Here is a 12,643-nt window from a genome sequence, read left to right as displayed (position 1 = left end):
CGCCCTGAAAGACGGGACCAGTATCGCCTGGCAGAAATGAAGCACCAGCCGATCAGATCTCAGCTCGAACATATGAATCAGATCATCAGGGACTTATACCAGAGGATCTGGGCTTTGACCTGTGTGAGACTGGTCGGTGCAGGACCGGGAGGCGCAGGACTGGCAGGGCTCTGCCCTGGAACCCGGCAAAGGCTCGCCTTTGCAAACCGTTTTATGATCAGCAAACCCGTGTGCAGGGGCCTGCGGTCCCTGCCGGGTCCGGGCAGAGCCCGGATACTCTCATCGACAAGTCAGTCTTCATAGCCTCTGGCATTAGTCACCAGATATTTTCACCATGAAATCGGTAAGTGATTACAGAACTGCTTCGGAATTACTATAGCTTCCAGAAACAGGTTCCGGTGACTGTAATTATCCACGTGACAAATCTATTTTCCGGACAGCGGCAGAATTAACGGATCATTTTGACTGCAATATGTCCGAAATAACATTCATCTGCGGTCGATCCGAACCATCTTCTTTAGGGTCAAGAGTGTACATATACTCTGCCCACAGAGGGCCACCGGCCCAGTAAGTCCATCCATACCAGAGTAAAGGCCGGGAATAGATGTAGGTCATGGCCCGACGAAGATCCGCCAGACAACCGGCATTACGGCCGACACCAAATTCGCCGAGTAACCCTTTGGCGTGATGTGCCTCCAGCCAGTCAGCAAACGGTGCAAGCCGTCCCTCGACCTGATCTTCCGGCACACAGTTCGGAGAAGTGCCCGATGAATCTCCATCGAAATACTGATGAGCCTCAAAAATAAGCGCTTTTCGCGGGTCATGCAGACGAGCCAGAGCGATACCATTTATCTGCGAAAAATTATGCGCTCCGTCCCAACCCACACCAGAGACAACTATCTGATTGATTGCGCCGGTTCTCCGGATCCCGTCGATAGCATTCTGCTGAAAACCTGCCCACTCATCCGCAGATTTCTGCTGCGGCTCGTTCATAAGACCAAAAAGAACAGAGGGTGAAGAACCAAACTGACGGGCAATTCTCACCCACAAATCTGTAAAGGCTTCAACCGGCACACTGTCAGAGCCGACGAGATTACCACGATATTTTCCATAACTATGGATATCGATAATCGTCTTTGCACCTGCAGCCTGTGCGGCTGCAATAAAATCCCGGACAGACCCGAGATAGGCCGGATCAAGTTCACCGGAAAGCTTTGGCTGCAGGCGATCCCATAATACAGGCAGCCTGAAAAGCTTCATATGCCGCGATGTATAGTAGTCGATTTCCTGCTGTTTCGGAAACATATAGTCCCAGCCAGAGCGTCCTGGAACTTTATCCGCCGCAAATTCAGGTCCCGCCAGGTTAACTCCAGGCAGAACAGCGGCCCCGGCCGATGATGACATCGCACATATCGTCAACATCGCGACGGCGGCAGAAAAACAACGGGCATGACCAGACATAATTGCGTTTTCAGGTATTGAACGCCGAAAATATTTTCGAATTTTTGAAACTTTCACAAAAGGATTCAAAATAAATATCCATCGCATAAATATTACCACTCAGCGAAAAGAGAGGATGATCGTTATTCTCAAAATAAGAATTTAAGCGGAAAATTGCGAGAATTCTTCTGACTCAACCTCACCGGAATCGTATGTGCTGAAGCCACTTTAGCCAGCCAGCACCATATGACGCTCATCTGTGCAGTGCCAGGCTATTTCCGGTTATCGCACTGATCGCGCTAACCGGAAGCATAATAGTTTCGCGTTATCAGATTTGATAAGGGCGACGCGATAGCGCATTTGCCGCACCAGGTGACGGCTGCCAGCTTTCATGAAGCACCTTTTTCAACTCTGACTGAAGCCGCAGATTGTCAGTATGACCCGGTCAGAGCTTTCCGAGCTGCTTCAGGCTGACCCATCTGCCTCCCTGAAGAGCTAACATATCATGCACCGTGATTGCCAGAAGAGCACCTGCCCGCACAAGTTCACGAGCGAGCGATTCATCGGCAATAACAAGCTGATCGGGGGTCTGACCCGCGGCACAGAGCCGTATGCCGATCAATGCCGTCGCGTGCAGGGTCAGCGCGCGACGGAGAATTGTCGCGGCTTCGATCCTGGGTCCTCGTCGGCCGGCGGTTCCTTTGTTTTCTGAAGGAACCGCCTCATCACCGAGCAACCGGTTTCGGTTATCAAGAAACAGGATGCGCAACTGGCCTGGCACGGCACCATGAAGGGCGGTGTCAAAATAACTCAGAAGAGCTTCCCAGTTTCCGAGTAACGGTCGGGCACGGGCTTCGGCATCAGCAAGACGCCGGGCAGCCAGAACGGGTAGTTTCAGCGCCGCAACAGTCTCATCATTCAACTGAACTGCGTGCAGCGCGCCAGCCGGCGCATTCAGTACCCCGGCAAACGATCCAAACCGATTGATCAGCAACTTTGCCAGTGGTTTCGTGTCACGCCTTGGAATCCCGAAGAACAGGAGCATTTCGACAAGCTCATAATCAGCCAGTGCCGCGGCGCCTCTTGCCAGCACACGCTCCCGCATGCGTGCCCGGTGCCCCGTTGGACCGGTACTCGCAAAATGGCGCGGCTCCGAATTCGGCAAATGTGGAAAAGGAGGAGGCGGCGCGTCCATTTTCTGCTTTCGTCAGTGTGCTGCAGTCGCTTTCCCGTCGCCTTTAATCGGCGAGAGAAGGAAACAGAAAGGCACGACGCAAAGTGCTGCAATACCGAAAATCATGAAGGCTTCATTATAAGCCAGCATGGCAACCTGCTGGCTGAAATCGACGAACAAATGCCGCTGTGCCAGCGCGCTGGCCGCCTGTGGCTGGTTGTGGTCGAGGGCAAACTGCTGACCCCGTGCGAGATAATCATTAAACGGCTGATGAAACGGTGTCATCCAGTGCACCATATCTGACTGATGAGCCTGCCGCCGTTCGGTGATCAGTGCCGTTGCGCCGGAAATACTCAGAGAGCCGAGAAAATTCCGAACCATCGAAAAGAGTGCCGAGGCGTCGGCGTTCATATCCCGGGACAATGTCGAATATGCGATCGTGGAAAGCGGCACGAAAAGAAACGCCAGACAGGCCGTCTGACTCATGCGGAACAGCACGAGATGCCGAAAATCAAGATAAGGCACGAGATGCGCCGACCAGAACAGCGCGATTCCCATAAGCGTAAAACCGATTGCGATGATCATTCGCACAGACATGACTGTCATCAGCTTGCCGACTATCGGGATCAGGAAGATGACTGCGATGCCGCCGGGTGAGAGAACGAGACCGGACAGCGTCGCCGTGTAACCCATGACCTGCTGAGCGAACTGCGGAACAATGATGGCTGATGAGTAGAGCAGCGCGCCCATCGCGCCCATCAGAAAGGTCGCCACGGCAAAATTACGATCTTTGAACACCCGCAGATTCACCGCAGGCTGTTTTGTCTTTAGCAGCCAGACAACGGCACCGATGATCCCGAACGCGGCCAGTGCGCCCATGATGCAGATAAAGTTTGAACCGAACCAGTCGTCGTCCTCACCCCGATCGACCATGACCTCAAGACAGCCGAAACCCAGTGTGATCAGACTGATGCCGATTACATCGATCGGTTCGCGACGCTTTACGGCCCATGGCGGGTCATCGACGAGGAAAGCCACAGCGATAGTTGTGACGATACCGAACGGTACGTTGATGAAAAAAATCCATCGCCAGGAGAAATTATCGGTAATCCAGCCGCCAAGTGTTGGACCCAGTACCGGACCGACCACTGTCGCGATGGCTGTGAGACCAAAAGCGGCCGCACGTTTTTCAGGTGGGAATGTATCGAGAATGATGGATTGCTGGTTTGGCTGCAGCCCTCCCCCGAAGAAGCCCTGAAGCAGGCGGAAGACGATCAGCTCAGCGAGACTGCTGGAAATACCACACAGGAAAGAGGTGAAGGTAAACATGGCGATACACACCATGAAATAATTCTTCCGCCCGAACAGTTTGCCGAGCCAGCCGGAAATGGTCAGCACGATGCCATTGGCGACAAGATAGGATGTCAGCGTCCAGGTGGCGTCGTCATAGGTGCTCGACAGGCTACCGGCGATATGTGGAAGAGACACATTAACGATGGTTGTGTCCAGGATTTCCATGAACGCCGCCATGGTGACCACGAAAGCGATCAGCCATGGATTATGTTTCGGTTTCCAGTCGTCGGACTTTTTGCCTTCACTACCGGAAGCTGCGCTCATGGTGACTGTGGCTCCGGCTGACGACCATGCTGCGGATCACGGTCAACAATGCGACCATTGGCTCCGCGTGTCGGGGTTGTATCGGTGTGGACGACCGGCACAACGGAAAGACCCAGTGCCAGGGGCACTTCCGGATCGAGCCCGCTGTCAATGCGGATTTTCACCGGCACACGCTGCACGATCTTCACGTAGTTTCCTGTCGCATTTTCCGGCGGGAAAGCACTGAAGGTTGCACCGGTTCCTTTCTGTAACGAATCAACATGGCCGTGCAGTTCATGTGACGGGTAGGCATCAACAGAGATATCGACCACCTGACCGGGACGCATGCTGGTGATCTGTGTCTCCTTGTAATTCGCGATCACCCACACTTCGGGTTCGACGATCGAAAACAGACTCTGGCCTGTGGACACATACCGACCGGCCTCAACATTGCGCTGAGAGATCCAGCCGTCATGCGGCGCACGGATTTCTGTCCACTGCAAATTCAGTTCCGCACGGACAAGCTGGGCTCTGGCGTTGGCGAGCTGAGATTCCTGCCCGGACACCATAGCCTTCGCGTTCGAAACGTTCGGAATAACTGGTGCGGCGATCTCAACCTGAGCCTGCGCTTCCGTTACCTGGGCGCGTGCCGCATCAAGCGAAGCTCTGGAGTAGTCAATGTCCTGCTGTGACGTTGCCGCGCGCATGACGGAATGCTGGCGCTTATAATCAGTTTCTGCACGGAACTCCTGGGCTTTAGCGGCGGCAAGCTGTCCCTGGGCGGCGAGCAGACGCCCGGGGAAGTTCTTTTCCGCGACCTGCAGCATCATCTGATTCGCCGCAACGGATGCTTCTGCCTGTGCAACAGCGGCCGCGGCCTTGTCACGGTCAGCCTGCCAGTCGCGAGGATCGATGCGCGCGAGCAATTGCCCGGCATGCACGAACTGATTGTCGTCTACCAGGAGCTCTGTGATGTATCCGGCCACATGAGGCGCAATCGTAACAGCGCGCCCCTGGGTAAAGGCGTCATCCGTCTCGATTTCAAACCGGTGCAGGAACCAGTACGCAACGCCGCCGGCAATAATGAGAAGCAGGACAAGAATCATGATCACCCGGACAAGGGGATTGCTTTTCTTTTTAGGTGCTTTGCCCGACCCGGCCTTCGTCGAAGAGGCACCGCCCGAATCTGTCGATTCGGTTGCACCATGATCATGCTGTTCGTCGGCCATGCGGTCTCCGTCTGCGCGCTTGAAATGTCGTCGACCGGCCACGTTTCAGTGCATTACGGCGCTGACCGATCGGTTCGGTCAGTTTTTCGCACGCCCATGCTCTGCCATCAAGTCGCAGAGAATACGAACATAACGATTATACAGTCCCGGACAGAACTCCGATGACTCTTGACCGCCCGTTTAGGTGCAGGCAAAAGGTGCGCGGGCAGTGATGTCCTTTCATGCCTTTGAACAGGCATGTTGCCGGGTTAGCACAGTGGTAGTGCAGCGGTTTTGTAAACCGAAGGTCGGGGGTTCAAATCCCTCACCCGGCACCACTTTCTGCGCATCGCTGGTTTACTGGCTTTAGCTATAAAAATTTCTGCGTGTGTCGATGTAACCACAACACCGCGAAACAGCCTCTGGCTTTTTTATCCGGCAGAACCATTCCGCAACACCGACAGACGCGCTGCTGCCACCGACCGGCAAGCAAACGAATCACCGTTCATGGGTGTCAGGCTGTACGTTTCAGCGAGCATATGCTGGCTGAGCTGCGTGAAACGATATCAGCAAGCCTGCCAGCATTACGCCAGTTCGTATTATCTGAATTCTTTCTGCCAGACATAAAAAAAGCCGGCCCAGCCGGCCGGCTTTTCTCATCGTCATCCGGACAAAAATCAGGAGGATTTTGCCATGATTTCTTCCGCAACGTTGCGCGGAACCGGATCGTAGTGATGGAACTGCATTGTGAATGATGCACGTCCCTTTGTCATCGAACGCAGATGCGAAATGTAGCCGAACATTTCTTTCAATGGCACCTGAGCGCGGACCATAACAGTGGAACCCGCTGTTTCCTGGCTCTGGATCATGCCACGACGACGGTTGAGATCGCCTACCACGTCACCGACATGATCATTCGGGGTCGTGACTTCGACGTCCATGATCGGCTCCAGGATCACCGGACCTGCCAGCTTCATGCCTTCACGGAAGCATGCTTTAGCAGCGATTTCGAAGGCCAGAGCCGACGAATCGACATCATGGTACTTACCGTCGAGCAGAGTAAATTTGAAATCCACCGTCGGGAAGCCAGCAAGGACGCCGCTCGTGGACTGCACCCGAATGCCTTTTTCGACAGCCGGGATATATTCCTTCGGCACCGTTCCGCCGACGACCTTGTTCTCGAAAGCAATGCCCTCGTTCCGCTCCTGCGGCACGAACTCGATCTTCACCTCAGCATACTGACCCGAGCCACCCGACTGTTTTTTGTGGGTATAGATCTCGATGTGCGGCTTTGTGATCGTCTCACGATAGGCCACCTGCGGTGCGCCGACATTCGCCTCAACGCCATACTCACGACGCAGACGGTCAATGATGATGTCGAGATGCAGTTCGCCCATACCGGACAGAATGGTCTGGCCTGTTTCCTGGTCCGTCTTCAGACGCAGCGAAGGATCTTCACCGGCCAGCTTCTGCAGAGCCAGCGTCATCTTTTCAACGCCGTCCTTGGTCTTCGGCTCGACGGAAAGATCAATGACCGGGATCGGGAAGCTCATGCGCTCCAGCACCACCGGATCGGCCGGATCGGCCAGGGTGTCACCCGTCTGGGTGTCCTTCAGACCGACAAAAGCGGCGATATCACCGGCATGAACTTCCGAGAGCTCTTCGCGCTTGTCAGCATGCATCTGATAGATGCGGCCGATACGCTCTTTGTGGCCCTTGGTCGTATTCAGAACCGTGTCGCCAGTCTTCAGCACGCCGCGATAGACGCGCACAAAAGTCAGGGTACCGTATTTGTCATTAATGATCTTGAACGCAAGACCAGCGAACCTGCCATTCGGATCAACCGGAATGATCGGCAGCTTTTTCTCATCAAGATCATCGCCAGCATCTTCCGGCGGCGCACAACGAATGCCCTCGACATCGTCCGGAGCCGGAAGATAGTCGATGACGCCATCGAGCAGAGGCTGAACGCCCTTGTTCTTGAAGGCCGTGCCGCAAAGAACCGGCCGGAACTCACCCGAAATCGTGCCCTTTTTGATGCACTTCTTCAGAGTCTCGACAGAAACGTCGCCCTTCTCGAAATACTCTTCCATCGCATCGTTATCGACAGCGAGAGCCGTATCGAGAAGATTCTGACGGGCTTCTGCAGCTTTCTCTTTCAGATCAGCCGGAATTTCTTCATCGTGGAACTTCGCGCCGAGTTCGCCGCCTTCCCAGACGATCGCCTTCATCTCGACCAGATCGACAACGCCAAGGAAATTCTCTTCAGCCCCGATCGGAAGCTGCAGCGGAATCGCGACGATATCCAGCTTCTCTTTCAGCGTATCGAATGCATGGTAGAAATTGGCGCCCGTGCGATCAAGCTTGTTGATAAAGATGATACGGGGCACGTTGTAGCGATCGGCCAGACGCCAGTTGGTTTCTGACTGCGGCTGCACGCCCGCGACACCTTCAATAATGAAGATCGCGCCATCGAGCACGCGCAGCGAACGGTTCACTTCGATGTTGAAGTCGATGTGACCCGGCGTGTCGATGATGTTGATGCGATGGTCTTTCCACTCGCAGGTCACAGCAGCGGACGTGATCGTGATGCCACGCTCACGCTCCTGCGCCATGTAATCGGTCGTGGTGTTTCCCTCGTGGACCTCACCGATCTTATGCGACACCCCTGTGTAATACAGAATACGCTCGGTCGTTGTGGTCTTGCCCGCGTCGATATGCGCGGTAATCCCGATATTACGGATTTTCGAGAGTTCGGACTGGGCGGACACGGGTTTTCTCCGGGAAACGGCTGGGCCAGAAAGCAGACAGGGCAAAAACACATCAGGCGCGGCAGGAGAGATCTCTCCCCGCGCCTCTGCCCAAAATATGGCGGACACCTCGATTCGGGTCCGGCCACCGCCGCAAAGATTGCTTTTTCACAACCAGTGCGGATGCAGGGCGATCAGAAAAGGCCTTGGGCGACACGACAGCGCGCGCCCGAGGCCATCACATCAGGCAGCGACAGCTGCGCCGGCAAGCTTCTTAGCCTTTGCACGCTGGATGCGACGCTTGATGACCAGAGCTTCAACCGTAAGATTACGATTCGGCGTGTCGAGCAGGAAGGCATCAAGGCCACCATTATGCTCAATCGTCCGCAGGCCGCGGGTGCTGACGCGCATCGGAACCGAAGCGCCCAGAATATCGGAAAGAACCGACACTTCCTGCAGATTCGGCAGAAAACGGCGACGGCTCTTGTTGTTGGCATGGCTGACGTTGTTGCCCGTCAGGACACCCTTGCCAGTGATCTCGCAACGGCGGGACATGGTTAACTTCCTCGGTCAAAAAAAAGAACAGGGGCCGAGGCTATGCCCGGCATTTATCCTTCACGATCAGGCGCGGCTTATGACGGAGGCATGCCGCGCAGTCAAGCAAACTATGGCAGTCAACCGGCAGGAATGTGCCGGTTGACTGCCCGTCAGTCCGTCTGCCGCCGTTCCGCGCCTTCGCTGACTGATCAGGCGCTTCCCGCGCGACGGTCGTTCTCAGCCTGCTGCAGTTCGCCGGTGCGGACACTCTGCACGGCGCTGTCCAGGATTTTCAGGATGGTATCACGATCCATCGTGCGTGCCAGCAACCCGAGCGAACCGCCCAGAAGCGCGGACGCTACGGCAAGCGGCGCATGATTCTCTTCCAGCAGATGTTCGATGGCGTGTTCCACCACCATCGCGCATTTGGTCAGTTCTTCTGAAACCTGCCCGGCTTCAGGGCCTGAATCGGGAAGATCTCCCGCTCCGGTTTTATTCTCTGTCATAACGTCTCATCTCCTGCTGACGCCGGTTCATGCACCGTGCGCCCTGTTCCGGCTCTGCCAGTCAGGCCGGCAATTCGTCCGGCACGTCCTGATCCGGGCCTGTTGCGGCATCCTGGGCGGCCCACATGCCAGCATAGAGGCCGCCTGCCGCCACGAGATCCCCATGACGACCACGCTCCTGCACGCGGCCACTGGCCAGCACCAGTATTTCGTCCGCATCGACCACCGTGGAAAGACGGTGCGCGATCACGACCGTGGTACGTTCGGCAGAAACCGCACGCAACGCGGACTGTATTTCGCGTTCCGTATGCGTATCCAGCGCGCTTGTTGCTTCATCCAGGATCAGCAGTCTCGGATCTTTCAGGATTGTCCGGGCGATCGCGACGCGTTGCTTTTCGCCGCCGGACAACTTGAGGCCGCGTTCTCCAACACGGGTATGATACCCTTCCGGAAGCGACACGATGAAATCGTGAATCTGAGCCAGGCTGGCGGCGCGTTCAATATCCTCCTGCGTGGCATCAAGACGCCCATAGCCAATATTATATCCGATCGTGTCGTTAAACAGCACCGTATCCTGTGGCACGACACCGATTGCCGCACGCAGATCAGCCTGCCGGTAATCCCGGACATCGTGGCCATCAATCATCACATGACCGGACCACACATCATAGAACCGGAACAGTAACCGGCTGATGGTTGATTTCCCCGCGCCGGTTGGTCCGACAATGGCAATAAGCGTGCCGGGAGCCGCCGAAAAGCTGATTCCGTGCAGGATTTCACGATCGCGCCGGTAGCCAAAATGAACGTCCCTGAAGGCGACGCTGACGGGCGGCGCATCATGCAGTCTTGCGGCAATGGGAACAGGCCGGGCCGGGTCCGCGACTTCTACCGTTTCCTCCAGCAACCCGAACATGTGTTCCAGATCGACGAGAGCGTTGCGGATCGAGGAATAAATCGAACCGAGAAAATTCAGGGGTGCGTACAATTGCAGCAGGTAGGTATTCACCAGCACGAATCGACCCACAGTCAGGCGGCCTGCCGAAACGTCCGCTCCGGCCATCAGCATGATCAGTGTCAGCGCAATACCGATGATCGCCGCCTGTCCAAAATTCAGCAGGCCGAGGGAATACTGGGTCTGTGTCGCCGCACGGGCATAACGTGTCTGGGCATCACCGTACCGTCCGGCCTCGTGGGCCTCGTTGCCGAAATATTTGACCGTTTCATAGTTCAGCAGGCTGTCGAGCGCCTTTCCCGTTGCCTCACTGTTAATGTCGTTCATCCGTCGGCGAATGCCGATTCGCCATGATGTGAAAGCAAATGTGAAGCCGACATACGCTATCACTGCCAGCAGGATCATCCCGGCATAGCGCCAGTCGAATACGGCCCATATCAGGCCGATCACCATGAACGCCTCCAGAAGCGTGGGCACAATGATCAGGCTCATCCGCAGCAATGTTTCCACGGCTTCGGTGCCGCGCTCAATCGCGCGTGTTACACCACCGGTGCGCCGGTCCAGATGAAAGCGCAGTGACAACTGGTGCATGTGGACAAAGCTGCGCATCGCCGCATCACGTGCGACTCTGTAACGCACCGGCGCGAACACGGCGTCGCGCAGTTCATTGAACGCGGAGGACAGAATGCGGACGAGTCCGTATCCGGTGATCAGAAGGAGCGGTACGGTCGCAACAGTCGCAGGTAGCGACAGATGATCGATAATCCGGCTGTAGAGCCACGGCACAGCGACCGTCACGACCTTGGCCAGCACCATCAGCGCGATCACCAGGATCACACGGAGCCGCAGGCCCGGATCGTTACGCGGCCACAAATAAGGCAGCAGTCGGGAAAGAGTGAGACCGACAGGTTTTGTCGGGCGTGAAGCAGCTATCGATGGGGGACTCATGCGCCCGATGTGGCAGTTTCCCTTCGTTTTGCAACCCCTCGTGATCGCGTCGTCAGGTTATGCGGCATTGTCAGCCCACAGGTCTCCCCGTAGGAAAAACAAAGCAGCGCACAGGTTGCTCCTGTCAGTTTGGAAGGTCGTCATACCCCGATCTTTCCCGTTACATTCCGCCCTCATATTTTCAGGGAAAATCAGTGATGAGCAGTGACGTCAGCGGCTTCGCGCGCCATATCACCGCCTGTAATACAGCCATTCAGCCAGACACGCGTCCCGTCTTCCGACTGGCGGGGCAGGATGCCGGTTTCGTTGATCCACGAATCGCCCCGGCCCTTGAAAAGCTGGGACTCGCGGATGGGAATGCCTTCTCTCTGGCCGATCCTTCACAGCTGGAGGCTCTCGGGCAGCGTCTTGCGGATGATGGCCTGTACCGGTCGCATCATGAACTGTTCGACGTGATTATTGCCGAAGGGACGCCCCCTGTAGCGCGAATCGACCGGGGTGCTCTGCCGCTTTTCGGGCTTCTTGCTGTCGGCGTTCATCTCAACGGTCTTGTACGCCGCGATGACGGCCTGCATCTCTGGGTCGCACGCCGGTCACGAAGCAAGCGCCTTGATCCGGGGAAACTTGACCACCTCGTGGCCGGTGGGGTGTCCGCAGGACTGACTCCGCATGACGCGATCATCAAGGAGGCCGCGGAAGAAGCGAGCCTGCCACCGGACATCATGGAGGGTGCGCGACAGGTCGGCACGATTCGCTACACGCTCGACCGTCCTGAAGGACTGCGTCGTGATCTTCTGGTATGTTACGATCTTGTTCTGCCCGATATGTTCACGCCGGAACCGGCGGATGGTGAAGTGGAGGAATTTCTGCTTCTTCCCATCGCGGAAGTTTTCCGGCTTGTCCGGGACACTGACGAGTTCAAGTTCAACGTCAATCTCGTGCTGATTGATCTCTTTCTGCGTGAAGGACTTATCGATCCACAGTCACCAGGAGGAAAAACACTCCGTCGTGAACTGCACGGCAACGTGGAAATGGATGGCGTGTGACGAGATCATCGTGGATATCCCTGACAGCAGTCGGTTTACTCGCCACCGGATGTCACGCTCCGGTCGCTCCATTGCCATCAGCAGCGTTGAGTCCGTCGACAGTCACATCTCTTCCGGAGATCTGCGTTGCGTCAGGCGCCAGGCGAGATATCAAAATAACACTCATGTTTGGCCTGACACGCCCGCATGGGGGGATCGTCGCAGAGGCGGAATGGCAGGATTTCCTGCGCGATGTGGTCACACCGCGTTTCCCGGCCGGGCTCACCATTCAGAATGTTACGGGCCAGTGGCAGGACAGGGAAACCGGGCGGATCGGCACGGAGCCGTCACGGCTTATATGGGTCGTGACCGACGACATGCCCGATCTTGCGGGAAAACTCTCTGCAATCCGGGAGGAGTATAAAACACGCTTTCAGCAGCAGGCTGTCGGGCTGGTTGTCAGCCCGGTATGCTCGTCTTTCTGATATTATCCGGAATTCACATCCC

General features: G+C 56.1%; 10 protein-coding genes and 1 tRNA gene. 3 read left to right on the top strand and 8 right to left on the bottom strand.

The genetic code is table 11. From position 1 onward, the window contains the following. Nucleotides 1–456: 456 nt before the first annotated feature. From GOB85_RS07930 to GOB85_RS07915, 4 genes are all read right to left on the bottom strand, one after another. Entirely contained in the window at nt 457–1,404 is a 948-nt protein-coding gene (locus GOB85_RS07930; RefSeq protein WP_242011368.1) for a glycoside hydrolase family 5 protein, read from the bottom strand. A gap of 481 nt (nt 1,405–1,885) precedes the next feature. Next, nucleotides 1,886–2,545: a JAB domain-containing protein gene (locus GOB85_RS07925; RefSeq protein ID WP_242011367.1), complete on the bottom strand. Its 660-nt coding sequence runs from the start codon at nt 2,543–2,545 to the stop codon at nt 1,886–1,888. Nucleotides 2,546–2,647: 102 nt separating this feature from the next. After that, on the bottom strand, nt 2,648–4,231 hold the full coding sequence (locus GOB85_RS07920; protein ID WP_173577015.1) for a DHA2 family efflux MFS transporter permease subunit: 1,584 nt from the start codon (nt 4,229–4,231) through the stop codon (nt 2,648–2,650). Beyond that, on the bottom strand, nt 4,228–5,439 hold the full coding sequence (locus GOB85_RS07915) for an HlyD family secretion protein (RefSeq protein ID WP_173577014.1): 1,212 nt from the start codon (nt 5,437–5,439) through the stop codon (nt 4,228–4,230). The genes GOB85_RS07920 and GOB85_RS07915 overlap by 4 nt, the downstream gene beginning before the upstream one ends. Before the next feature lie 242 nt (nt 5,440–5,681). On the opposite strand from GOB85_RS07915, the gene GOB85_RS07910 reads away from it, so the two are divergent. Next, nucleotides 5,682–5,756 (top strand) — tRNA-Thr (locus tag GOB85_RS07910). Between the two features lie 339 nt (nt 5,757–6,095). Here GOB85_RS07910 and fusA read toward each other — a convergent pair. The 4 genes from fusA to GOB85_RS07890 all read right to left on the bottom strand — a co-directional run bounded on the left by fusA (nt 6,096) and on the right by GOB85_RS07890 (nt 11,111). Beyond that, nucleotides 6,096–8,189, bottom strand: a complete 2,094-nt coding sequence (gene fusA / locus GOB85_RS07905; RefSeq protein ID WP_173577013.1) for an elongation factor G — start codon at nt 8,187–8,189, stop codon at nt 6,096–6,098. Nucleotides 8,190–8,411: 222 nt separating this feature from the next. After that, nucleotides 8,412–8,723 (bottom strand): 50S ribosomal protein L28, encoded by a 312-nt coding sequence (gene rpmB / locus GOB85_RS07900; protein WP_173577012.1) that lies wholly within the window; start codon nt 8,721–8,723, stop codon nt 8,412–8,414. Between the two features lie 191 nt (nt 8,724–8,914). Beyond that, on the bottom strand, nt 8,915–9,211 hold the full coding sequence (locus GOB85_RS07895) for a hypothetical protein (protein WP_173577011.1): 297 nt from the start codon (nt 9,209–9,211) through the stop codon (nt 8,915–8,917). A 61-nt stretch (nt 9,212–9,272) separates the two neighbouring features. Next, on the bottom strand, nt 9,273–11,111 hold the full coding sequence (locus GOB85_RS07890) for an ABCB family ABC transporter ATP-binding protein/permease (RefSeq protein WP_173577010.1): 1,839 nt from the start codon (nt 11,109–11,111) through the stop codon (nt 9,273–9,275). A gap of 197 nt (nt 11,112–11,308) precedes the next feature. On the opposite strand from GOB85_RS07890, the gene GOB85_RS07885 reads away from it, so the two are divergent. Beyond that, on the top strand, nt 11,309–12,157 hold the full coding sequence (locus GOB85_RS07885) for an NUDIX hydrolase (RefSeq protein WP_173577009.1): 849 nt from the start codon (nt 11,309–11,311) through the stop codon (nt 12,155–12,157). Nucleotides 12,158–12,321: 164 nt separating this feature from the next. Beyond that, the gene (locus GOB85_RS07880) at nt 12,322–12,621 is read left to right on the top strand and encodes a DUF3574 domain-containing protein (RefSeq protein ID WP_173577008.1); all 300 of its coding nucleotides are present in this window, start codon (nt 12,322–12,324) and stop codon (nt 12,619–12,621) included. The last annotated feature ends 22 nt before the right edge of the window (nt 12,622–12,643 follow it).

Origin of the sequence: Acetobacter fallax, assembly GCF_011516735.1 — a bacterium.
Lineage (GTDB): Bacteria > Pseudomonadota > Alphaproteobacteria > Acetobacterales > Acetobacteraceae > Acetobacter > Acetobacter fallax.
Note: the sequence above shows the minus strand (reverse complement) of the source record. Positions and strands in the feature narration are given on the sequence as shown.

Excerpts from the sequence above, each read along its gene's own strand:
- GOB85_RS07930 (WP_242011368.1), bottom strand. The coding sequence starts at position 1,404 with ATGTCATCATCGGCCGGGGCCGCTGTTCTGCCTGGAGTTAACCTGGCG.
- GOB85_RS07925 (WP_242011367.1), bottom strand. The coding sequence starts at position 2,545 with ATGCGGGAGCGTGTGCTGGCAAGAGGCGCCGCGGCACTGGCTGATTAT.
- GOB85_RS07920 (WP_173577015.1), bottom strand. The coding sequence starts at position 4,231 with ATGAGCGCAGCTTCCGGTAGTGAAGGCAAAAAGTCCGACGACTGGAAA.
- GOB85_RS07915 (WP_173577014.1), bottom strand. The coding sequence starts at position 5,439 with ATGGCCGACGAACAGCATGATCATGGTGCAACCGAATCGACAGATTCG.
- rpmB (WP_173577012.1), bottom strand. The coding sequence starts at position 8,723 with ATGTCCCGCCGTTGCGAGATCACTGGCAAGGGTGTCCTGACGGGCAAC.
- GOB85_RS07895 (WP_173577011.1), bottom strand. The coding sequence starts at position 9,211 with ATGACAGAGAATAAAACCGGAGCGGGAGATCTTCCCGATTCAGGCCCT.
- GOB85_RS07890 (WP_173577010.1), bottom strand. The coding sequence starts at position 11,111 with ATGAGTCCCCCATCGATAGCTGCTTCACGCCCGACAAAACCTGTCGGT.
- GOB85_RS07885 (WP_173577009.1), top strand. The coding sequence starts at position 11,309 with ATGAGCAGTGACGTCAGCGGCTTCGCGCGCCATATCACCGCCTGTAAT.
- GOB85_RS07880 (WP_173577008.1), top strand. The coding sequence starts at position 12,322 with ATGTTTGGCCTGACACGCCCGCATGGGGGGATCGTCGCAGAGGCGGAA.